Below are 22,358 nucleotides of genomic sequence, written 5' to 3'. Positions count from 1 at the left end.
TTGAACGGGAGTGTTCACCATGATCCACAGGATCGCATCAACGGAAAAGAGGGAAAGGATTCTTGAATACATACTGGAGAAAGAGGAGTTTGGGGTTGAGGAGGTAAGTGGTGCACTGGGAATCAGCAAGGGGCTGGTTTCGCTTTACCTCAAAGAACTCCTTGGGCTTGGGCTGCTGGAGAAAAAGGGGAGGAAGTTCTTCTTAAAGTCTGGGGCAGAGCTCAGGGAAACGAAGAGGTTCCTCAACTTCTGGATGCTTAGGGATAAAATTCTTCCACTAAGAGAAGAGTGGATGCTCGCCCTCGGTGTTTACGGTAGCTTCGCTCGCGGTGAAAACGGGCCCGAGAGTGACCTCGACATATGGGTTTTAGTCGAAAAAAACGACCCGCTCAGGATTATGGAATTCAAAGAGGAGCTTGAAACTGTTACTGAGAGGGAAATCGATCTTCTCGTGCTTACGAGGGAAAAACTGGCCCGTTTGAAGGAAGAAAACCCGTACCTATATTGGGGTATCAAACTTTCCTCCCTTGTCCTGTGGGGTGAACTCGGTGAGGTTTGAGGAGTGCGTAGAGAAGGGCTATCTGAGGCGAATGGAGCCCCAGCGAGAACTAGCTCGCCTTAGCATTCGCAAGGCACGTTCCTTCTTGGAGTCATCCCGAAAGAACCTTGAGATGGGGATATACGACGGTGCACTCGTAATGGCTTACCTTGCAATGTTTCATGCTGCGAGGGCTTTGCTTTTCAAAGATGGATGGCGGGAGAAGAGTCACGCTTGCATTTCAGCTTATCTCAGGGAATTCTACGTAAAACCTGGCCTTCTCGACGTTAAGTGGGCGAGGTATCTGGACTACGTCAGAAACCTGAGACATCAAACCCAGTACGACGTGGGTTTCTCTCCAGACCCTGAGGAAATCACGGACATCCTTCCGAAGATTGAGGAGTTTATAGGAATTGTTGAAAAGCTGGTATGAGAAAACGTTATCAGTCCTGAGGGAGACATGGGAGTGGTGGGAAAATGGGTGAGGTGAACGTTAGGGTAGTAGTCCCTGATGGGATGGAAGAAATTTTCAAAAAGGAACTTTCGGTGCTCCTGGAGGCCCTTTGGAAGGCCAAGAAAAAGCCGAGAGTGAAAGTTAATGACATATTTGGAATGATGCCCTCAGAGAAATCGGCAAAAGAGCTGAGGATGGAGTTCTATGAAGAGGTATTTGGTTGATTCTTCGGTCATTCTGGAGGCCCTCAGAGGAAATCCCCAGGCGAAGGAACTGCTTGAGTCCTTAGAAGATAATCCAAAGTTCATAAATCCCATAATCTTCAGCGAGGTTCTCTTTGTGTTCATTAAACAGGTAACCGGGAAGAATTACTTGACACTCAGAAACAGCGTTAGGGAAATAAATGCATACGGAGATAAAATCGAAAAGCTCTACCTCTTCTTAAGGGACAACTTTGTAGAACTGCCGATTACCGAAGAAATCAGCGATATGGCCTTTGGTTTTCTAAAGAAATACGGCCTCCTGCCGAACGATGCAATTATCCTTGCCACAGCCAAGTTTTATGAGCTTTCACTAGTCACTATGGACTCGGATTTTAAGAAAGCATCAACTGAGGAGGGAGTTGAGTGCGTTTGTGGTTTGGGTAATGGAGGTGATTCAAATGGTTAAGCGAGGCCTCTTCGTCGGCCGCTTCCAGCCCGTTCACAACGGCCACATAAAGGCTCTTGAATTCGTTTTTTCGCAGGTCGATGAGGTAATCATTGGCATCGGTAGCGCTCAGGCCAGCCATACCTTAAAGAACCCGTTCACAACGAGCGAGAGAATGGAGATGCTGATAAGGGCGCTTGAGGAGGCGGAGCTAACTGAAAAGAGATACTACCTAATCCCGCTCCCTGACATAAACTTCAACGCCATATGGGCGACCTACGTGGTGAGCATGGTTCCGCGCTTTGACGTGGTCTTCACCGGGAACTCCCTCGTTGCCCAGCTATTCAGAGAGAAGGGCTACGAGGTCATCGTCCAGCCGATGTTCAGGAAGGACATTCTCTCTGCTACTGAGATAAGGAGGCGGATGATTGAAGGAGAGCCCTGGGAAGAGCTCGTTCCCAGGAGCGTTGCAGAGTTCATTAGGGAGATCAAGGGCGTTGAGAGGATAAAGATGCTTGCAACGAACCTGGAAAGCTCGGAGAAGGAGCTTCAGGCGCCGATAAGGATTCCAGAATTTTAAAGTTGCTCGGGCGTCTCTTCTTTTTCTTCCTGATAAACCTTCCCGATGTAGCCCATTACGTCGTGAATTATGAAAAAGCTCATGGCGGCGTCCACCGCGTACAACAGCGCTCCTGATATCAGGTAGAAAAGCGCCATCAGGAACTCAAGGCCAGCAAAGACGAGTGCAATTTTAACAGCGGTTCTGTTTCCTTTACCTGTCCCGTATGCCAGGGCCAGCGCAAACAGTGAGAACGCCAGATAAACCTCGGAGCCCGTTCGATAGTAATACGCCATAAACATTAGCCCGTAGATGGTCAGGAGGAGCGTTGAGATCATAAGGGGTTTAAGCCTCATTCCGAGTCCTCCCAGTCCCTATCCGGATAGCAGATGTGCCTGTAGGGGCAGAACCTGCAGGCATAGCTCTTCCAGCCCTCGGGAAGACGGTCGTTTTCGTAGGCTTTCTTAACCTTGTAGAAGTGGCGAAGTGTTTCCTTGAACAGGGATTTGTCGTAGGGCACCTCAAAAACCCTGAAGTTGGGGCCTTTTATCACGGGGAAAGACGAGATGTCCAGCTTGTTGATGATTTTCATCGGTTCTTCGTGTAGCTTTATGTAATAGAGGTAACCGTATTCAGCCTCCGCCCATCGAAGATAGACGTTGAGCTGGGCAAGGTGGTAGTCGTAGGGCACCTTTGGCAGGCTGGTCTTTCCCTTAATCTCGATTGGAAAGTCTTTAAATGCATCTATCCGCCCGTGTATCTCGAATCCGAGCTTGCTGGAGCGCAGGACAAGGTGCTTTTCGAGTTCAACGCCAAAGCGCTCCTGAAGTATCTGTCCGAGTATCTGGTGGGTGTTGATGCCCTGGTTGAGCCTGACCCTCACGAACTCCGGCCACTTTTGAGGATATCCCTTGAGCCTGAAGTAAATCCTCCTCGGGCAGGTTAGGGCCTCGCTGGCGTAGAACTCGATGAGGCCGTCGCCCTCTTCGTTGCCGTTCATCGCTTCACCTCCATAAGCGGGGCGGATCATCGGCCCGCAAACCTCCCCGCCCCTGCGTCAGCTAATACCGACGTCATCACAGTTCAGACTGGGCAAGGGTCGTCATCCGCGAAGAAAAGTTGAGGGAGGGAAGAATTTAAAGGTTCTGGTTTGAATCAGAGGACAACTCGTCTTTTCCGCTTTATCGAATAGCTCAGCCCGTAGGCCGGCCAGAGGCTCGGGGGGCTTTCATAGTGGTGCAAATTCCTTAAAACCTTCTCGGCGTTCTTCTTATTTCTGGCCTTGACCCTCAGTCTGCCCTCGTCAAGCTCAATATCCGCGTCGGGAAGGTGTACCACGAGCTTCGAGCCCATAACTTCGGGTCTGGCCCTCATCAAAAGCCGGCGGTAGTTTTCGTAGGCCTCCCTGCTGAGGGTCTGCTCCAAAACAGCCTCTTCTTTCTTCTTACCCAAAAGGCCGAAAAACCGACTATTCGGGGGTTCGTCCTCCATACCCTTCATCGACCTCCGGTTCAAACGTTGTCTATTTTTATCTCTCGCCGTTTCATCTTTTAAGCCTTTCTCATCGTTTTTTGACGAAACGACGGAACCCTTTTAAAGCTCATCCCCGTGTTTACTCCGATGCGGACGCAGGTAATCAAGCCTCGAATACGGGAAATACTCTCAAAGGAGCTTCCTCCTGAGCTTGTATCTCTCCTCCCCAAGCACTGGGTTCAGATAGGGGACGTTTTAATTCTCCCGCTAAGACCCGAGCTTGAGCCTTACAAAAGGAGGATAGCCGAAGTTTATGCTCAAGTTATCGGCGCAAAGGCAGTATTGAGAAAAGGCCACATCCACGGCGAAACAAGGAAGCCCGACTACGAGCTCTTGTATGGGAACGACACTATTACGGTTCACGTTGAAAACGGCGTTAAGTACAAGCTGGACGTTGCTAGGATAATGTTTTCACCCGCCAACGTAAAGGAGCGCGTTAGGATGGCAGAGGTAGCCAAGCCTGGCGAGCTTGTAGTTGATATGTTCGCCGGAATCGGTCATCTCAGTCTTCCGATGACCGTCCACAAGGGTGCTAGGGTCATTGCAATCGAAAAAGACCCCTACACCTTCCGCTTTTTGGTTGAGAACATCTGGCTCAACGGCGTTCAGGATTTGATGACGCCGTACAACATGGACAACCGCGACTTTCCCGCAGAAAACATCGCCGACAGGATTCTCATGGGGTATGTTGTCACTACCCATGAGTTCATCCCAAAAGCCCTGAGCATAGCGAAAGATGAGGCAATAATCCACTATCACAACACCGTTCCAGAGAGGCTAAGGCCTGAGGAACCCTTCGCAACCTTCAAGAGAATCGCAAGGGAGCACGGCTACGAGGCTGAGAAGCTGAAGGAGCTGGTGATAAAGCGCTACGCCCCAGGAGTCTGGCACGTTGTTGTCGATATCGGGGTTTACAAGAGGTAGCTACTCCCTTTCTCCCCAGAGAGGCTCCCAGTCGTCGCAGACGAAGTTCATGTGAACGGTTTTCATGTGCTTCCTGCATATCCCGTGGTTCGGCAGGCAGGAATCTATCGGGCCGAACCAGCGGCAGTTCTTGCAGGCTTTTAGGTTCTGATTCATTGGGATCACTGGGGAAGAAGGGGAAATAAAAAGAGGGCTCAAATTCCAGCCCCGATGTCCTCCGCGATGTCCGGGAGGTCGATGGCGATGAGCTTGGCCTTGGTCGGGATTCCGTCCCTGCTCCAGCCACGGGCCTGGTAGTACTCGTCGAGCATCCTGTCGAGCTCCCACGGCGGGACGTGCAGGCCCTTGCTGACTCCCTCCGGGATCGGCTCCCACATGATCCTGTACGGGAGCGTGTCGTCCTTCCTGCTGAAGCCTTCCCTGACGTTGAAGGCCCTGGCTATGTTCATTATCCTCTCGCCGATGACCATCAGCTCTGCCTCGCCGATGTTCATGCCGGTAACGGCCTCGATGAGCTCAGGGAAGCCCTCGAGGAAGTACATGTGCCTTGAGAACTTGCACGTTCCGGTGGCGTCGTAGATCGCCATGAGGTTCTCGTGGAAGGCTATCTCGAATCCCTTGTTCTCGCCCTTCGTCCTGTCAACGCCGTCGAACTTCCACCACCTGCCGACGAGCTCGGTTCCGTAGGCTCCGGCTGTGAGGTGGTCGGCACCGCGGACGCTGACCGCAAAGGCAAGCGCCATTCCCTTTATGCCGCGGACATCGTAAGCTGGCGGCTCCATGCCCTTGACGTGCATGGCGAACTTCCAGCTCTCCTTTCCAAGCCTCTCGCTGGCCCTCTTGACACCGTCAGCAAGGAGCTTTCCGAGGTTGCCCTCGCGGTAGGCCATCTTTCTGAGGGCCTCAACTGCCGCCTCGCCGTTGCCAAAGGTGAGCTCTATGCCATCGGTGTCCTCTTTGGTGAGGAGACCGCGCTCGTAGGCTTCCATGGCCCATGCGATTGTGACACCCGCGGAGATTGTATCGAGACCGTACTGGTCGGCGAGGTAGTTGAGATAAGCTACTGTCTCAAAGTCGTCTATTTCCAGCACACCGCCAAAGGAGTAGAGGGTCTCGTACTCTGGGCCGTCGACCATGAAGGTGCCCCACTTCTTGCTCTCGACCTTCACGTACTGGCTGCACGGCTTGTTACAGAGCGGGCACGGCCTCCTTCCAGCGCGGTACTTCGGCGCCCAGAAGTAGGGGTCTATGCCGATGTGCTCCCTTCCCTCCTCCTTGGCTTTCTCGTAGGCCTTCTTGAAGAAGCCCATCTGCCAGTTCCTGACCGGGAAGGTTCCCCTCTCGCGGTTCATCCAGTCGAGGAACTCGCCGCTTCCATACTCCATGTCGGCCTTTGTAGCAGGGTGGTCCTTGAAGATGAGCGCCCACTTCTTTATCAGCTCGCGGAGCTTCTCTGGGTCGGCTATCGGGACCTTTTTGCTGCCCTTGACGAGGATTCCCTTGAGCTTCTTGCTTCCAAGGACCGCACCGGGGCCACCCCTGGCCGCCTGCCTCTCGTCGGTCTCGATGATCGAGATGAGGCTGAGCCTCTCACCGGCAGGACCGATGAAAGCGGTTGCGTAGCCTGGGTACTCCTCCTTGGCCTTGCTCCTTGCCTCGCCGGTGGTAAGGCCCCAGTAACCATCAGCTGGGACTATCTTTACCTCGTCATCGTTTATAACGAGGAGAACGGGCTCTTCGCTCTGACCTTCGATTATGAGCATGTCGTAGCCAGCCCTCTTGAGCTGGACGCCGAGTTCGGCACCGGCCATTGCCCTACCGTAGCCGCCTGTGAGTGGACTCTTGAAGTTAAAAGCGGTCTTTGAGCCGGTTCCTATACCTGTGTCAACGAAGAGACCGGGGGTTATTATCATCTTGTTCTCCGGCCCGAGCGGGTCGGCTCCTTTTGGAACCTCGTCGTAGAGAACCCTCGTTCCAAAACCGACGCCGCCGAGGTACTTCCTCGGGAACTCCTCGGGAAGGGGCTCGACTTTGACTTCCTTGGTGGTTAGGTTAACTCTCAGAATCTTTCCCCAGTATCCGCCCTTGGCTTCCATACCAGAATCACCTCGAAGGATTTTCGAATCAAAGATTATAAGCTCATCGAAAGAAGTTCTGTTTTATAAAAACCGAAACATTAAGCTGTTGTGTTATCCTCCAGTGTATCTCGTACTCTCTACGGGGCTCAATATTGGATATCGAGGAGAAACAACATACTTCATGGAAATATCAGCGACTAGGGTTCCGCGAATCTAACACTTTAAAGGAAGACCTCTCTAGATTAGGCTCTTTCACTAAGTTTTTCCAAAAGCTTGACTAAAAGTGTGCCATTCTCCTCGAGCTCGCCTGTTAGGGAGTGTATGCTCTCTTAGAAGGCAAGTTCACGCGGGTTTAACCTCAAAGTTCCCTGTCGATTGTGATTTTAACTTCGTTTTTAGTGCCCCTTGGGCACTATACGGTGAGAAAATCCTTTTGAATCAGCCAATTGAAAGTAAAACCCCTCAAAAGTTAGCTCGTTAGAAACGCATACTCCTCTTCCGCCATCCGTTAAGGACGCTTGAACGACAGTGAAAGCGGCGCTGAAACTTTGCAAGCAAAGTTTCATCAAAGTTCGTGGTTCTTGTTTAATGGGTCGTTTTGGGCGGATTTTCCCCTTGAATGCTGTTATGGACTGTGAATTCCATTTTTGTTCGCTCGCTCTTTGTGAGTTTTCTTTTTAATCGACGCCCCAAGGGCGTCAAAGTGAGAGAAACTCTTTTTTAGTAGGCCGAATTTTGGAATTCGTGACTTTTTAGCCTGCGTATCACAAAATCATTGTAGACTTCGCGAGGAAGCTTTTGAGAAAAGCTTCACCAAAAGCTCGAATGTCTTCTTGAAGTTGGCTTGATGTGGTTAGATTCTCTGTGATAGATGAGTAGGGAAGTGCGGGTTTTCTTCTTTTTTAACGCCCTTCGGGCGTTATATTGTGAGTAAACCCTTGAGGATTGCCCAATTTATGGTGAGAATCACTGAAACCCAGCAGTTCAAAAAGGACATTCACTCTTTGATGAAACTTTGCTCTGCAAAGTTTCTATGGTGGGCCCGCGGGGATTCGAACCCCGGACCTCCGCCGTGTGAGGGCGGCGTCATAACCAGTCTAGACCACGGGCCCGCCCGAGGTAGTGAAAGGGTGAGAAAATATAAAGCTTTCGCTAAACTTCTCCGAGTATCTTCTCGGGTGCTCCAGCGAACTCCACCAGGTATTCTGCCTCAACTATGTGGAGCCTACCTGGGACGATAAGGACGTGGGGCTGTCTTCCGAAGTCCTCGTTTATGAGCTCCCTGACGTAGCCGGCCCTCAGAGTCGGCTCAAGCGAACCAGCCCTCGCTAAGACGACAACGAGGGTGTCGGGAGTGAACACTCCTTCACCTTTCATCTCCTCAACCTGGAGGAGGATCTCCATCGCTTCATTGGCCGTCATGTAGCGGTTCTGATCCGCTTTTATGTCGAGGAACAGGAGTGTGTGGAGGCCCCTCTCTTTGTTCTCCCTTATCACGTCGTAGTGGCTCGTCGGGAACCAGTTCTTCTCGGGATAGGCAACGGTAGCGCTCTTCCCGAACTTGTATATCTGAAGACCGGTGATTGCCACCGCGGAGTAGATGCTTGGAGCGTGGATAACGTAGCTCTTAACTCCAGCTTTCTTTGCCCTTATCCTGAGGTCTGAGTGAGTAGTTGCCACCATCGGGTCTCCGGCGGTTAAAAACGCAACGTCTTTGTCCTTAGCCTCGGGAAGAACTATTCTCTCGAAGTTCAGCTCAACATCCTCCCTGCTGAGTCGAACTATCGGCTTGCCGATGAGCTCCTCAATTTTCTCAAGGGTGGTACCCGCTAAAAGGGAAGTGTAGAACTCAGCGAAGACTTTATCACACCTTCTCGCCGTTTCCAGTCCCTTGAGTGTGATGTCCTTTTCATCGTAAAGCCCAAGCCCAATGAAGTACAGCACCATTTCTATCACCACATCAAAGGTGTTCCTAAAACTTTTAAGTTTTGGGAAAACTACTTAAAGGTTTTTGGTGAACCTAAAACCAGGTGGTTGACGTGGAAGTAACGAAGAGGGAGGAAGAGTACCTTGAAACTATGTATATTCTCCACAAGAACAAAGGAGTCATCCGCGTCAAGGACATAGCGAAGGCCCTGAACGTCAGGCCCCCGAGCGTTGTTGATGCCCTTAAAAAACTCGCTGAAAAGGGTCTCATTGAATACGAAAAGTACGACAGAATACTCCTGACCGAAAAGGGAAGGGAAATTGCCGAAAACACGTATTCCAAGCACGTATTCCTTACGAAGTTCTTCACGGACATACTCGGCATACCACCGGAGATCGCAGAGCAGGACGCGTGCCAGTTCGAGCACTACGTAAGCGAAATAACCGTTAAACGGATGAGGGAATTTGCCGAATTCATCCAAGAGCAGTGTCCCTACGTCCTGAAGCAGTTCCTGAAGGAGAAACTCGAAGAAGCCGAGCCTGAAGAAGGGGCTTAGTGGTTCAACTGATTTTGGTTTTCTCATCCACTATTCTTTTAACCCCTTTATTCCAATCCCGATACGCGATGATGAGTGCGTCAAACATTTCTCAACAAAACACGCTTTGTTTTGTGTAAAATGAACGCTGATATACACTGTTTAACAGTTTTGAACGTGGAATATAATATTTCATAATGCGTAATAGTTGTAAAGAAGCTAAATCGTGCTTAGTATATACTAATGCATATACAAATATGCCACTCTTTTGTAAGAAGGCGAAAGATATATAAACATCATCTCTACAATAGTTTTAATGAAAACAATGTGTGTTTGGTGATTGAAGATGAGGGTTGTTCAGATACAAAGATACACACAAACTACACAGAACACAAACACGAATGCGAACAGCGTTATACTATCGCTAAAAGACGTTGAAGAAGCGATATTCATACACCGCTTCAACAAGGAGATGAGAAAAGGAACTCGGAGGAACAGAATAGCCTCATTAAACGCTTTTATGAAATATATTGCAACAAAATCAATAAACGAGAATAGAGACCCATACCGCTTCGTTTTCAGTGAAATTGATGCATACGAGTTCATACAACACCTCATTGTCAATAGACAATGCAAAATACACACGATTAGAACGTATATTTCGAATATTTACAGAGGACTAAAGACGTTCTACATATTCAGACACGACCTAGACGGTATAGAAAAAGCAGAAAAGCTAAGAAGAATGTTCGAGACGGCTCTAAACGATGTGACAGTCAATCTAAACAACAGAATCACGGAAATCCAGCGTGCACGCAACATTCTCGACATAACGCTTGACAAACTAAGAAAGGATTTGAACAAAACACTCGATTTCTTAATCAATGAACGTGCTGAGCGTGGAAAAACATTAGCAACCGCTATAATCCTACAATTCTGCACAGCTTCACGTGCAACAGAGATTAACAACATTCGGTATTTCTACAAAGAAAGAATTCTCGAACTCGAAATACACAAAACAAGAGAAGACGGACACGTTCGGTGGAAATACGTGCCTCTCAATGACGAATTACACATTCTACTGATGAATTATATCGGAAAACAAACGAACTGGCATCTCAAGAGTGAAATCAACGACTATACAGTGTTCAAGGACAGAATGAAGAACACGAACGAGAGGATTACGGTGATTGACACAGAAAACAAATCAGTTGAGACGATAACATATCTCTTTTACAAAGACATCAACCGTGAATTCAACACCGAAAAACTACGCTATGGTAGTTCACTCAAGAACGGAACGTTCATAACACCAAGATACGTCAGGAGAGTTAGTAGGGGTGTTCTTTTCTCACCACTCATCTCGGAGAACAAAGCAGAGTTGTTCCTCTATTTGGTGGGACAAACGACGAGAGAACTCGAAATCAACAAAACATACCAGAACCCCCTCGATTTCATCAATGATTTCAGGGACGATATACTCGACGTTCAGAACAAACTCTGTAACGTGATAAATCTGAAACAAAGATTAAAAGAGCTAATCTGACTCCTTTTTCTTTTTGTGGCTCTCTATTCTCTTTCTATACATTGAAAAGACGAGGCCTCTGAACATATGAGACTCAACAAGACGCTCTTCAAACGCATAATAAATCAGTGCCGATAGAACGTCGCTCTCCTTGATTTTTTCACCCAGCTCCTTCCTCAGCTTTTGAGTCATTTGTCTTAGTTGCTCATCCTGTTCTTTCAAAAGCGTGAAATTTCTACGTTTTGTGGCCATTTTTAACCACCATTTTCTTGTTTATACAATGCTATAATCAGCATAATTGTTTATAATTTTATTCGTTCTACTGTTCGTTTGAGAATAAAAAGATGAGATGCTATCACCATCAAATAGGACAAGTCTCCTGAAAAGGAAAGAGGATAGGCAATAAAGCAATTCCCCCTTCGAGTTTAGGACAATTAAAGCTTGGGGATTTTCCCCAACGCTTGTGGGGAGAACCTAATGACTTCTTTCTTCTTCTAAAGCCATTGGGGAACTGGGGAAGACCTTCCTAATTTACCGTTGCGGTCTCTCCCCTAAGTTGCAAGTTGAGTTAAACTAACACGCTTATCATTTTGAAAATTCAAAAGCTAATTTGTTAAAATTTGGTTAAGTGATTTTTCTTTTTTAAATACTACGGTGGAACAATGAAACGGTCGATGCCTATGGCGGATGTAATCAGACCCAACCAAGCTGGTGTTAGTGCTGGAATAAGATACGACAAAGAGCTGCTGGTTGAGGCCATCAAGAGATACCTCCGCAGAGAGGGCTTTACCGAGAAAGAACTCCGACTATACACGATTCTCCCAGTAGCGGTGTTCTTCCATATACATCCAGAAGAAACGCCGACGTTTGACGAGATAATGATAAAGATATACGAAATCTTCGGAGAGAAATACGGAGAAAAAACCAGGAAGAACATCGAGTCTTTTCTCAAAAAACTTAACTCTCGAGACATAATCGAGATAATACACGACGTCGTCCCCAAGTATTCCTTACTATTTGAACCTCGTATGAAGATTCTGGAAATCTACTTAGAACTCGAAGAGACCAAGAAAAGCTTTGGAAATGTAGAAGACATCACAGTGATTGTTCAAGACAACAATGCATACACAGTGGAGAAGAAAAGTGGCAAGTATAATGTTAAGATTGACCTGGCACATCTAAAGAAAATATACCCCAAGCTCTACGAGCAGTTAACGAGAAACTTCGAAGAATCAAGAGAAGCCCTCATCTCTGCATTCTCAAAAAAGTTTGAAGGAAGCGATGTTGTCGTTTACTTCATAAACTCGCCCCTTCAGAAAAGGCTCCACGACATTGACTCAAGTGACTTTGGCAAGTTCGTTACAGTGAGGGGCGTTATCTCTGCACTGTCCGAAAAGAAAGGCTTTCTCCGTAAGAGTGCTTACGTGTGCAAGGACTGCGGTCAACTGCATACCCTAATGCAATTCCCATATATGAAGCAAGTCCGTCCAAACAGATGCTCAGCGTGCGGAAGCAAGAATTTGATTCTTAGCCAAGAGGACTCCCTATTCGTTGATTATCGCAGGATGACTGTCGAGGACAGCTTTGAAGAGCTGAAAAACAAGGAATCTAAAGAGACCTTCAATGCCTATATGCTCTATCCTCCCAGTAATATCGACGAATTTATTGGACACACTGTCGAGTTGACGGTAATTGTTCGCAACACTTCGCTGCTAAAGGAGTCAGTGGATTCCACTTCAGATATTATACTTGAAATCGTCGGAATAAACGAAGCTAACAGTAAACTTCCAATATCAGAGCAACACGTTAAGGAACTCCTGAACTTGAAGAAGAGCCTTAGTGATGAAGAATTTCTTTACAGAATGATTACAATGATTGACCCTTACTCTCTATACTCTACGAAGGAGAATGACTCCTACCTGTATCAGAGTTACTTGGTCGCAAAGAGCATCCTGCTTAGCTATGTTAGTGACAAAGGTCGCCTGCCAAACAAAACAATCTCCTCCGTCAACGTTCTGATTGTAGGAGACAAGGGAACTAACAAGACGACCTTTTCAAGGAGGCTTGCCGAGCTTACGGATGCAGTTTACGTGTCAGCGACGAATATGACAAGGGGTGGATTAGTTGGTATCGTAGAGCAGAAGGAAAACTGGGGCTGGGTATACCGGCCCGGTGCACTGCTAAGTGCAAAAGACACACTACTAATCATTGACGAGTTCGATAAGATAGACGATGACGACGCTTTTTCAAGCCTACTGAACGTGATGAGCATTGGTCGCTTTGACTATCACAAGGCCTCAATCAACATAGATATGGAGCTGTTTACAAGCATTGTGGCCCTAATGAACCCGACCAATGGAGTATTGTCGGATTTCGTGGATGTCTTCAAGCAGATAAAAGTTAAACGCCAAGAAGTTCTCGACCGCTTTGCCCTCATCTGGTTCGTTAGGAGTGCCACAAAAAGGGAACTTGAAAGAATTACAGACAAGCTGGTTGACGTGATTACACTCGGTCAAAATACTGTCTATACTGACGAGGAACTCGTGCGTGCATACTTATTCACCGCACGCTCAATAAGGCCACGCTGGACTAAAGAGGCTAATGAAGAACTAAAGAAGAGCAGTAGCGAGGTGATAGAACTCCTATCTAATGCATCAGAGTCAGTAAGCTTTTCGTATGGCACCAGGGTCATTACACACCTTCGCAACATTGCAACAGCTTATGCTAAACTGCTTTTAGACGACCAAGTTAAGGCAAAACACGTAAAATATGCTCTTAACATTTTCCTCGATGCCGTTAAGAGCTGGGGTGTTGACTTACCAGAATTTGGCAGGGAAATTGTATTAGATATGGATAAAGAGAGCAGAGACGCTCTGGTTTATGCAAAGAACATCGTGAAGACCCTTCTCGAAAAGAACATTGATGTTATACCAAAGGAAAAATTCAAGGAGTTGGCGAGAAAGTATGCAAAAACAGAGGAAGATATAAAAAGGATAGTGGCAGTGGCGAAGAAGTTTAAACTCGTCGAAGAGCTTAACGACGGTAGTTTGCTTATCAAAGGCTCCTAATCTCTAAATTTTTCGAGACAGGACAAACTCTTCTAACAATTCTTCAGCTTGCACTTTTTGAGTGTAATAAAGAACATAATCGAGTTTTGAGTGCATCGTTATTTTCGCTATTAACTGGGCTGACACACCCCTTCTCGCCAGTTCTGAGATGAACGCATAGCGGAGGGAGTGCGTGTTTATTCCATAGCGTTTCTTCGTCCAGCTTTTCAACCTGTTCTTGATAGTTTCGGTGTCATTCTGAAAGACCCAAGCAACTCTTCGAATGTCCTCTTTTCTAATTGTTTTGGGTATGACAATGAGCCTCTCAGCTCCATCTTTTCTCTTTTCCACTTTCACTCTAACTCGCCTATCATCAGGAAACTCACTAACAAGCTTCTTAACAGCCTCAACTGCCTCACCAATTCTACAACCATTCGTTAGCTGAAGGTAGAGAACTATCGTATAAGCTAAACGTTTGTCCGCATTAGCACCCGTTTGGTTTCTCAACTCTTTGATGTCCCGTTCAAATTTCTTGACCCATTCCTTATATCTCAGGTTCTTATCCCACCCGAAGAGTCTTGCTTTAGCATCCCCCAATCTCCTCACCATTAGAGATATTCGGTTTAATCATTATAAAGTTTATCTTTCAGGAATTATTTGTCTATAAGATTAACAAAAATGGTGGAGAAGGTTAACCTTTCGGTCGAAAGGTAAAACAAGACATCCCCCACTATCTTTGTCGGTTCTTGGAATCACTGCTACGAAGATAAAATCCAAGAGCCAATTCAACCAGTGCACTTTTTGTTAAAGACAACTCCTCGGAGAGTTCACTAAGAACTCTCAAGGTTTCAAGAGAGAGCGTAAAACTTCTGTTAACTGCGTCTTCATCTAATTCAGCCCGTTTGATAAAACGCTTGAACTTCTCAGGGTTCTCACTTGCAAATCTAAGGGCCTCTTCAACCAGTGCACTCTTTGTCGTCTTCTTCGCATTAGCAACGTTGCCTAACGCATCGTCAATCTCACGGGATAGCAAAAAGGATGCAATCTTATACTCTCCTTTTCGAAGCTTTGCTCTTCTCATCGTTCCACCAAATAAAATAAAAACAAAATAATACTTAAATAATCAAAAATAAAGTTCATTAACAATTCTTTACAAACTCTTATCAGATATTACACCGTAAGATTTTCTAAAAATTTATAAATCTTTGAGGAATACGAAGGAAGGTGATGCGTAATGAAGGCTCTGAGAATAGTTGGTGTAATACTCATAGTGCTCGGTCTCATAACCGCCGGCTACGGTTTCAGCTACAAGGCTCAGGCTGCCCAGAAAGAGAAAGTCTGGGAGGATTTCGTCTCAGGAGAGAACTACAACCTCAAGCCACTCGTTCTAAACGTGAGTGAGGACAAGACGGTCGCTGGCTTCTTTGTCTTCTACAAGGTCTCCCCAGCTTACTGGTATTACAACGGAAGTCTCAGCATTGACTTTGGTGAAGTGCTCAACAGACTGCCACCAACAAGAGCGAAACCGCTCAACAACCCAGAAGAGCTCGTCAGGAAGACTCACATCTACGACCTCATAGACAACCCAGAGAATAGGGACATTTTCATCAGCTACCACATAACGAGGATTCCAGACTTAGTGGAGATATACTACAACGATAACAACTTTATTGATGACTACGGCTACTGCAACGGTATGAACAAGGACGCCTACATCGTTGCGACCATACACGGGCACACCTACTTCCTCTTCCCAGAGGACAAGATTGGCTATGCTGATGTGATAGGAGACGCAAAGGAGACTGACAGGGAGTATGAGAACAAGCCGTTCATAGTGTTTTACGACGGCGGTCTGGTCGCTGGCTACCTCAAAGACCCGAGGAACTATGACCTCTACATACAGTTCGGTGTTCCAATAATAGTTGCCGATGGCTTTGAGCTCCCGAAGGGGCTATACTTTAGGCACTGGGCTGACGACAGGGACGTGGTAACTTTCATAAAGACGAGACTTCCGAGAGAGGTCTGGAACGACATCGACGAGATTGTCTACGACTACCTCTGCGACCCCTCACTGGCCAACTTGTATGAGAGAGACCCGAGCGTCGTTCTAAGGAGAGCGATGTTCTTCTATGTGGAGAAGCCGAACACGAAGCCACTCAGGGATAAGGCCAAGACCCTCTGGGGTGTTGGAGGGATACTGGTCGTCATCGGTGCAGTCCTTCTCGTTGTCGGCGGAAGGAAGGAGAATGGGTAATTTCGAGGGGATGTAATAAAGGAGTGAAAACTGAAAAAGGTGCTTGAAAATGAGAAAAATTAGTCTATTTTTTGTTCTATTTATACTCATTGGTGGAGTTATCGCAAGCGGTTGCCTTGGCGGTGGAAACCACGCCGACAGGGGCACGCAGACACAGGATAAGAACACTTCCGCTGGTGGAAGCGTTGAGAAGAACACAACGAGCACGGCTACAAATACGGCGACGAACACTCTCAGCGAGGAGGAGATTGAGAAGAAGGTCGACGAGTGGATGAAGTATAATTATATGCTCATTAAGGTCAAAGATGCTTGGGGCGGAGATTATTATATTATCCCAGTCCAGACTTCTCATAAACTTGCGTTCACATATGAATACAACATTACAACGGCAGATGGAGTTGTTGGAAATGTAAACGTGGCCGTAAAATACTACAAATATGGCTACTTGATAAGGTATAACGTTACAATACACAACATTTCAAGGTTCATAAAGGATAATGTGGACATAAGCGAACTTAAACCGGGTGTGTCTTTCCGTCTTGGCTTCCTCCTCAAGGAAAATGGCCAGCTCTCAGAGGACTATCGCCCTTCACCATTATACTTCTCACCTGCGAGTCCAGAGAACATAACATACGACAACAAGACAGATACATATAAGTTCGTTGCGACTTTACTATTCCAGAGGACAACTCAGGAGTTTAACAGGGGAGCGTGGGTCGGATTCACGATACTCTACAACGTTTCAAACTTCGGAATGCCCGTCTATGACAATGTATATGCAATTGATACAGAAAACGAAAGTATAAAGAGTGTTGAACTTCCATATTCAGAGTATCATCTCGTTATTCCACAGGACAATTTCTACAACGATGAATTCAAAGAACTCTTCAGAAAGATACTACTCCACGAAGCCTATAAACAGGGAACGGAGTATGATTACGAAGTATTCAAATGATGATAGCTTAAAATATAAATGGAGGGGATGGAAAATGAGAAAGATGTATGCCATACTCGTCCTGTTCATACTCGTTGCTGGGGTAGTTGCCTCAGGTTGCCTCGGCGGTGAGAAGGGCACGGATAAGGCGACTGGCACGCAGACGCAGACCACAAACGCTGGCGGAAGCGTTGAGAAGAACGGCACGAGCACGGCGACAAATACGGCGACGAACACACTGAGCGAGGAGGAGATTGAGAAGAAAGTAGAAGAGTGGATGAAGTATAATTACCTCGTGATTACGGAACATATGGCAAGCGACTATGACATCATAGAGGGTTACTATATTGTGCCAATACAGACTTCGGGACACAAAATTAACTTCACGATAGACTACAATGTCACTGGTGCTCACGATATTCTTCTTGAAAAGGTTAAGCTCCACGTTGAAACGTGGAAGCAGGGATACGTGGTAACTTACAATGTTACAATATTCAACTTTACCTCCTACGTTAGGTGCAAGGACGTAGACATTCAGAAAAACGTGACTCCCGTAATACTTCTCAGATTTGACAGGGTTATAAAAGAGAATGGGAAAATAGACTATGGAGATTACTTCTCGCCAACATACGTTGTTCCAGCCGAGAATGTGAGCTACGATGCTGAAACCGACACATATACTTTTGTTGCGACAGTAAAAATTGACCGTTGGATTGATGAGTTCCAGAAAGGAATAAGAGTTTGGTATAACGTGCTCTACAACCCAGCACTAAAACAGAGTGGCTATTACAGGATATATATCTTGGACGAAGGAAAAACCGATACAAACTGCATTCGTGTTCCAAGGGATGAGTATACACTCATTATCCCGCAGGATGCATTCTACGACCAGTCATTTAGAACGCTTTTCGAAAAGATAGCGACTGGGCAAGCATATAAACAAGGAACGCAGTATGATTACGCTGTCTACAAGTGAAGATAAAGCATCCTTTTCTCTATTTTTTTCGTGATTTTGAAAAGACCCATTTGGGTATAAAGACAAAAAACTACATCACGATGACTTCATCAAGACGGTTGAGCTCCGTTAGGAACACAGTTCTCCCCTCAACCCAGTAGCTTGTTTTTAAAACGAGACCGCTCCGCAAGATTAACACAATCTTTCCATCTGAGGAAAAGAAGAAAGAGATAATGTAATCAGCGTATAGGTTCTTTGCAGTTAGGATGTAGAGCGTCCTGCTTCCGATTTTGAAGAAGACTGATTGCACGTCCTCTCGCTTCATTATTTTTGCGAAGTGTAATGGACTTTCTATCAGCGTAATCATCGCTCTACACCACCCTTAAGTCTTTTTAAAGACTTGTGAAATCTTTATGAATTCAACGTAGCCCTGAAGGTCGTATGGGAAGTAGTTACCACCGTCTCTCGTTGGATTAACAAGGATGTATAGTTTCGCCTTACCTCCCTGTGAGAACTGGTCGTCAAAGTGCTTTACAAAGTTCCAGATTATTTTCTTTGCTTCTTTATCAGGGTCGTCGGCGTTCATTATTTGCTTATGCTCGTCCAGAGTAATCAACGAGGTTACGTCGAACCAATTATACTCCTTACCCCTTTCTCTCTCATAGGGCGGAATTCCGTCCTTTACACGACCCGGGTAACCAGCGTCGAACTCGTAAACAATCGTCACGTGAATGTTCTTTATCGTTAGGTTGAACGGTATATACTGGTATAATTTCGGAATGAAGACGAGCGAGGGCGGGACGATGAAGGTGTAATCATAGTAATGGTCTTTATAGACGTCAGCAGTCGTGTCGTCAGTGAAGAACAGCCCAACAGTGTCGTTCTGGTAAGTGATTAGCCCAAAGTCCTGCCAGCTACCACCCCTCTCGTATCTCAGCTTTATTGACTGCTCAAGTGCCTTCTTTATGTCTGGAGAGTCAGGGTTGAGCGTGTCCAACTTAAGTGCCTTTATGATGATGTCCTTGATGAGGTTGTCGTCTATTGCATAGAGGTTTCCGTAAACGCTCAAGTTCATATCGAACTCCATCACAGCTTTTACGTGGTAGATTTGCGGGACGCCGACATAATACTTGACCAGCTCGGCAGTCCACCTGTATGCACCTACGGTGTCATTACAGCCGACATCATCCAAGAGACCGCTTGAATATCTTGCAAAAACGTAGCTTCCCAAGTTGCCGTTCGTTACTCCCAAGTCATACTTGCCCCAACTTGTGTTGAGCTGTATCCAGCTACCGCCGTCAGCCCTAATCTCCATACTGTCGTCGTTGTTGTCGAAGTTGTGATAACCAATTGCGTAAATTTTCTTATAGCGGTGGAACTCAGTCCCGCCGTTGCTTTTGGCGACTCTTATCTTGAACGAGTTATCATTCTCACCGCTCCCATCTACGCTTGACGGTCTCTTGAAGTTCGGGCACGTGACGGTTTCTGTTGTCCAGTTTGTCCCGTTCCAGACTTTGTGTGTGCAAGTGCAATCTCCGTCTCTTATTCCGTCAAATTGTCCATCGGCAGTGACAATAACTCTGTCAATTACGACTTGGTAGTCATCGGGTATGTAGGAGTAGTAATACACTTTGGGTTCACTCAACTGGAAGTAAATCTCCTTTATTTCTGGTTCTGGACTTGTGAAGTTTCCTAAGTCATTTAGCGTGAAGTATTTGTCTCTATCGGGAACTCCGAGTATGGAAGTGAGTGGGAGTTTGTTCACTTCTGTGATGCTCAGTGTGTATTCGTTGAAGTATAACCCGTTAAGGGGTTCTCTTTCCAGTGTTCTCTTGGGGAGTGTTTCTTTGGTGTTTACAAGCTTTCCGTAGGCACTGTCAGGGTCGTTATACGGTATAAATAGTGGCATTAGGTAGGTGTCCACTATGAGGTCGCTTCCGTGAAAGTCTGACGGGCTTATTGAGATTGCCTCTCCTCTAAGCTCTTCACTGTAATCTTTCGATATACCAGCGCCGTAGAAGGGTATCGATTTAGTCAACAGGTGGTAGTCGTCGAACCTTTTCGTGTAGTTGTATAGGAAGTTGAGGTCTTCGGGTCTTCCTAATCCTGCGAAGCGAGAGAGAGATTTTAGTCTCAAGCTGAATGGGTTGCTCAAACTGTATATGTTTGTCGCTATCCCGATTTCGAGCAACTGTATGTAGTTGACTCCGAAGGGAAGCGTCTGTGTTAGATATTCATCCTTAGAAACGTAGTCGTCTCTAAACATTGCGTAGAGAGAAGTGAAGTATGCGTTGTCTCTCAAACTCGTGTCCCTGCTGAAGTCGTAGCTTGAAACTGCCAGAAGGTCGGCGAGCATATTATCGTAATCGTCTGGTGTGTAAGCCGATGCTTGAGCGTATAAAGAGTTCTTGTTGATGTAGAGTATGTTGTTCGGGTAGATGAACGGACTTACGTCGAGGTAGTTTCTCTTGTTGAAATCCATTATGTTAGCTCCGTAGAAGAAGAGTGGGCGGTAGTAGGAGTCGTGTGCACTCTTCGTGAACGGGAACGCTGGGTAAAATGTTATGAGGTTAAGCAGGTCTCTCATACCGTTGTGAAAGATTCCTCTGTTTTCGAGCGTGTATATGTCTGTGTTGATGTTGCCGAACTCTGAAGTGTCGCTTGTCTGTCCGCCGAGAATCTCATACTTGCCTGTTATTTCATCTGTCAGGTTTAGTTTGTGCCATTTTCCATCGAAGAGGGTCTTGGGAATTACTGTTGCTATCGGGTCTGTGTGGAAGATGTAGTAATTCGTGTAGTTTATTGGGATTACAAGGGCTTTCTGCTCAAACGTTCTGTTTACTGCCCATCTCCAAGCAACATACTTGAGTAACAACCAGTTGTAACCGAGTATCGGTCTTAGCGTCGTGTTGACTATTAGCTGGTGGTTGTTCCTCATTCTAAGGTAGGGTGCTATCACTGTTCCGTCTTCACTCATACATTCGTCAAAGGTCATTACGTCGGGTCTCTTGTCAGCGTAACATACAACGTAGTCTGGGTTGTATTGGACGCTGATGTTCGGGAAGAGCATTATGAAGTTCGTGTGGTTTGTAAGGAAGAGTGCGTTGATTGTCTCCTTGTCTTCCGTATAGTAGTATTCATACGGGGTCTTGAAGAGCGGTAACAGTTCCTCGTTTATTAGTCTGTATGGGACGCCCGATATAAAAACTGTTGCAAGTCCGTTGTTGTAGAAGACGCTTGAGGAGATGTTCTCATACAGCTTCCTGAGATACATAGCTCTCACGTCGGCGTTGTCAAAGACATCTTCGTTCTGGAGGCTATAATAACCATTTTTCACGTCCAGCTCGCAGTAGACGAATGGCACTTCGAAAGTCGTGTAAACGTCATACTTCTGGTTTAGACTCACGTTGAGTTTTGCTGGTAACTGTAAGGCTATTATAGGTGCATTAGCCTTTATGTATGCATCGGTTTTTGAAGAAAGCTGGTTAGTAATCGCTATCGCCGTCTCGACCTTTGCTATGTCGTCGTTGTTCGTTACAACGAGCTCGGTGAGGTAGTATGTTATCAGGACGAGCAGAATCACTACTATTCCAGCTCCAACAACTATAAGTGCTGATTGACCACGCCTTCTCACACCACAACCCGATAATGTGTGTGGCTTTGTCCTTTCTATCGTGAAAGCTCCGTCCCTTAAGGGTAGAAAAGAGGCCAGTAGTAATAAGCAATAACAATCAAATGCACAGAGGGAAAAGCTCAACGGGCAACCACTCGAACATTTGTAGAATATTGCCATTTCGCCATCGAGTTTTGTATGTTACAAAACGAAATCCCTTCACGTTTATTAATAAATTTATATAGTTTATTGTAATATTGTAACAAATCAAAAAATTTTTTGGTATTTTCATTGGAGACACATTTTAGTAGATGGCTAATGGCATACACTATCGTTCAGCACACGCATCATCGCTAAACCAGCGAAGACCTTCTTTAAGCATCATACTGATAACATATATATGGTGTTCACAGTGAAGAAAAAGAAAGTAACGTTTACGCTCCCTCTACGTTTTGTAAATCGTCTTGACATATTTCGCCTTAACAAACTAATTCACAGGTCAATTAAGTATTTCAAAAAATTCGAAGAGCGAGATTTCGAATACATTAATGAGCTCGCTGATGATATAGTGGAAGAGCGGGAACATACGATTCTTATTAGCGTCAACACGACCCTACAGCAGGAGGATATAGATTATCTTCGTTTTATTGCAAAGAAATACACGCTAACTTTCAGTGAAGCAGTAGAATTAGTGTTAAAGTTCTCCACAAAGCCTCTCCTCTACAACATTTACGAGCGGTTATAATCTCCTATACTTTTTACGCCATTAAAAAGTATTAATAATCATACCTACAATCTTTATAAAGTTGAAAGCCCAACCGATTTCTGGTAGCT

General features: G+C 46.1%; 23 protein-coding genes and 1 tRNA gene. 12 read left to right on the top strand and 12 right to left on the bottom strand.

What is annotated here, in order from left to right; all coding sequences use genetic code 11:
- The first annotated feature begins 19 nt into the window (after positions 1-19).
- The 5 genes from ACZ5TN_RS05450 to ACZ5TN_RS05430 are packed head-to-tail and all read left to right on the top strand — an operon-like array spanning position 20 to position 2,220.
- On the top strand, positions 20-559 hold the full coding sequence (locus tag ACZ5TN_RS05450; RefSeq protein ID WP_143598657.1) for a nucleotidyltransferase family protein: 540 nt from the start codon (positions 20-22) through the stop codon (positions 557-559).
- Positions 549-971: a HEPN domain-containing protein gene (locus ACZ5TN_RS05445; RefSeq protein ID WP_464917370.1), complete on the top strand. Its 423-nt coding sequence runs from the start codon at positions 549-551 to the stop codon at positions 969-971. The genes ACZ5TN_RS05450 and ACZ5TN_RS05445 overlap by 11 nt, the downstream gene beginning before the upstream one ends.
- Positions 972-1,015: 44 nt before the next feature.
- Complete coding sequence (locus ACZ5TN_RS05440; RefSeq protein WP_054840574.1) at positions 1,016-1,216, top strand: hypothetical protein; 201 nt, start codon at positions 1,016-1,018, stop codon at positions 1,214-1,216.
- Positions 1,197-1,661: a type II toxin-antitoxin system VapC family toxin gene (locus tag ACZ5TN_RS05435; protein ID WP_054840573.1), complete on the top strand. Its 465-nt coding sequence runs from the start codon at positions 1,197-1,199 to the stop codon at positions 1,659-1,661. Before ACZ5TN_RS05440 ends, ACZ5TN_RS05435 begins: the two co-directional genes overlap by 20 nt.
- Complete coding sequence (locus tag ACZ5TN_RS05430) at positions 1,654-2,220, top strand: nicotinamide-nucleotide adenylyltransferase (protein ID WP_054840572.1); 567 nt, start codon at positions 1,654-1,656, stop codon at positions 2,218-2,220. Before ACZ5TN_RS05435 ends, ACZ5TN_RS05430 begins: the two co-directional genes overlap by 8 nt.
- Here the strand turns inward: ACZ5TN_RS05430 and ACZ5TN_RS05425 are convergent.
- From ACZ5TN_RS05425 to ACZ5TN_RS05415, 3 genes are all read right to left on the bottom strand, one after another.
- Positions 2,217-2,555, bottom strand: a complete 339-nt coding sequence (locus ACZ5TN_RS05425; protein WP_011249023.1) for a hypothetical protein — start codon at positions 2,553-2,555, stop codon at positions 2,217-2,219. The genes ACZ5TN_RS05430 and ACZ5TN_RS05425 overlap by 4 nt on opposite strands.
- The gene (gene cas4, locus ACZ5TN_RS05420; RefSeq protein ID WP_011249024.1) at positions 2,552-3,199 is read right to left on the bottom strand and encodes a CRISPR-associated protein Cas4; all 648 of its coding nucleotides are present in this window, start codon (positions 3,197-3,199) and stop codon (positions 2,552-2,554) included. The genes ACZ5TN_RS05425 and cas4 overlap by 4 nt, the downstream gene beginning before the upstream one ends.
- A 155-nt stretch (positions 3,200-3,354) precedes the next feature.
- On the bottom strand, positions 3,355-3,690 hold the full coding sequence (locus ACZ5TN_RS05415) for a hypothetical protein (protein WP_011249025.1): 336 nt from the start codon (positions 3,688-3,690) through the stop codon (positions 3,355-3,357).
- A 129-nt stretch (positions 3,691-3,819) separates the two neighbouring features.
- Between ACZ5TN_RS05415 and taw2 the strand changes: the two genes are divergently transcribed.
- Positions 3,820-4,656: a tRNA(Phe) (4-demethylwyosine(37)-C(7)) aminocarboxypropyltransferase Taw2 gene (gene taw2, locus ACZ5TN_RS05410; protein ID WP_011249026.1), complete on the top strand. Its 837-nt coding sequence runs from the start codon at positions 3,820-3,822 to the stop codon at positions 4,654-4,656.
- On the opposite strand, the gene ACZ5TN_RS05405 is transcribed toward taw2, so the two are convergent.
- The 4 genes from ACZ5TN_RS05405 to dph5 form a co-directional block, all read right to left on the bottom strand.
- Positions 4,657-4,812, bottom strand: a complete 156-nt coding sequence (locus ACZ5TN_RS05405) for a hypothetical protein (RefSeq protein ID WP_173254053.1) — start codon at positions 4,810-4,812, stop codon at positions 4,657-4,659.
- Positions 4,813-4,850: 38 nt separating this feature from the next.
- Entirely contained in the window at positions 4,851-6,752 is a 1,902-nt protein-coding gene (locus ACZ5TN_RS05400; RefSeq protein WP_464917369.1) for an aldehyde ferredoxin oxidoreductase family protein, read from the bottom strand.
- 1,016 nt (positions 6,753-7,768) lie between these two features.
- Positions 7,769-7,846 (bottom strand) — tRNA-Val (locus ACZ5TN_RS05395).
- A 40-nt stretch (positions 7,847-7,886) separates the two neighbouring features.
- Positions 7,887-8,681, bottom strand: a complete 795-nt coding sequence (gene dph5, locus ACZ5TN_RS05390; RefSeq protein WP_464917523.1) for a diphthine synthase — start codon at positions 8,679-8,681, stop codon at positions 7,887-7,889.
- Between the two features lie 92 nt (positions 8,682-8,773).
- On the opposite strand from dph5, the gene ACZ5TN_RS05385 reads away from it, so the two are divergent.
- Both ACZ5TN_RS05385 and ACZ5TN_RS05380 read left to right on the top strand, forming a co-directional pair.
- Positions 8,774-9,217 (top strand): metal-dependent transcriptional regulator, encoded by a 444-nt coding sequence (locus ACZ5TN_RS05385; protein WP_011249062.1) that lies wholly within the window; start codon positions 8,774-8,776, stop codon positions 9,215-9,217.
- A 319-nt stretch (positions 9,218-9,536) separates the two neighbouring features.
- The gene (locus tag ACZ5TN_RS05380; RefSeq protein ID WP_464917368.1) at positions 9,537-10,742 is read left to right on the top strand and encodes a hypothetical protein; all 1,206 of its coding nucleotides are present in this window, start codon (positions 9,537-9,539) and stop codon (positions 10,740-10,742) included.
- On the opposite strand, the gene ACZ5TN_RS05375 is transcribed toward ACZ5TN_RS05380, so the two are convergent.
- On the bottom strand, positions 10,734-10,973 hold the full coding sequence (locus tag ACZ5TN_RS05375; RefSeq protein ID WP_054840569.1) for a hypothetical protein: 240 nt from the start codon (positions 10,971-10,973) through the stop codon (positions 10,734-10,736). The genes ACZ5TN_RS05380 and ACZ5TN_RS05375 overlap by 9 nt on opposite strands.
- A gap of 428 nt (positions 10,974-11,401) precedes the next feature.
- Here ACZ5TN_RS05375 and ACZ5TN_RS05370 point away from each other — a divergent pair, with 428 nt between their 5' ends.
- The gene (locus ACZ5TN_RS05370; RefSeq protein WP_464917367.1) at positions 11,402-13,789 is read left to right on the top strand and encodes an AAA family ATPase; all 2,388 of its coding nucleotides are present in this window, start codon (positions 11,402-11,404) and stop codon (positions 13,787-13,789) included.
- Between the two features lie 3 nt (positions 13,790-13,792).
- Here the strand turns inward: ACZ5TN_RS05370 and ACZ5TN_RS05365 are convergent, their stop codons facing one another.
- Positions 13,793-14,377, bottom strand: a complete 585-nt coding sequence (locus ACZ5TN_RS05365; RefSeq protein ID WP_367884948.1) for a tyrosine-type recombinase/integrase — start codon at positions 14,375-14,377, stop codon at positions 13,793-13,795.
- Positions 14,378-14,498: 121 nt separating this feature from the next.
- The gene (locus ACZ5TN_RS05360) at positions 14,499-14,849 is read right to left on the bottom strand and encodes a hypothetical protein (RefSeq protein WP_054840564.1); all 351 of its coding nucleotides are present in this window, start codon (positions 14,847-14,849) and stop codon (positions 14,499-14,501) included.
- A 153-nt stretch (positions 14,850-15,002) separates the two neighbouring features.
- Between ACZ5TN_RS05360 and ACZ5TN_RS05355 the strand changes: the two genes are divergently transcribed.
- Genes ACZ5TN_RS05355 through ACZ5TN_RS05345 form a run of 3 tightly spaced genes read left to right on the top strand, consistent with a single transcriptional unit; the run spans position 15,003 to position 17,932 of the window.
- The gene (locus tag ACZ5TN_RS05355; RefSeq protein WP_464917366.1) at positions 15,003-16,022 is read left to right on the top strand and encodes a hypothetical protein; all 1,020 of its coding nucleotides are present in this window, start codon (positions 15,003-15,005) and stop codon (positions 16,020-16,022) included.
- A 49-nt stretch (positions 16,023-16,071) separates the two neighbouring features.
- Positions 16,072-16,977 (top strand): hypothetical protein, encoded by a 906-nt coding sequence (locus tag ACZ5TN_RS05350; protein ID WP_464917365.1) that lies wholly within the window; start codon positions 16,072-16,074, stop codon positions 16,975-16,977.
- A 34-nt stretch (positions 16,978-17,011) separates the two neighbouring features.
- On the top strand, positions 17,012-17,932 hold the full coding sequence (locus tag ACZ5TN_RS05345; protein ID WP_464917364.1) for a hypothetical protein: 921 nt from the start codon (positions 17,012-17,014) through the stop codon (positions 17,930-17,932).
- A gap of 70 nt (positions 17,933-18,002) precedes the next feature.
- On the opposite strand, the gene ACZ5TN_RS05340 is transcribed toward ACZ5TN_RS05345, so the two are convergent.
- Complete coding sequence (locus ACZ5TN_RS05340; protein WP_464917363.1) at positions 18,003-18,278, bottom strand: hypothetical protein; 276 nt, start codon at positions 18,276-18,278, stop codon at positions 18,003-18,005.
- A gap of 15 nt (positions 18,279-18,293) precedes the next feature.
- Entirely contained in the window at positions 18,294-21,545 is a 3,252-nt protein-coding gene (locus ACZ5TN_RS05335; protein WP_464917362.1) for a hypothetical protein, read from the bottom strand.
- Positions 21,546-22,358 lie beyond the last annotated feature (813 nt).

The organism is Thermococcus sp. JCM 11816 (genome assembly GCF_055396515.1).
This window is presented reverse-complemented; position numbering and strand designations above follow the sequence as displayed.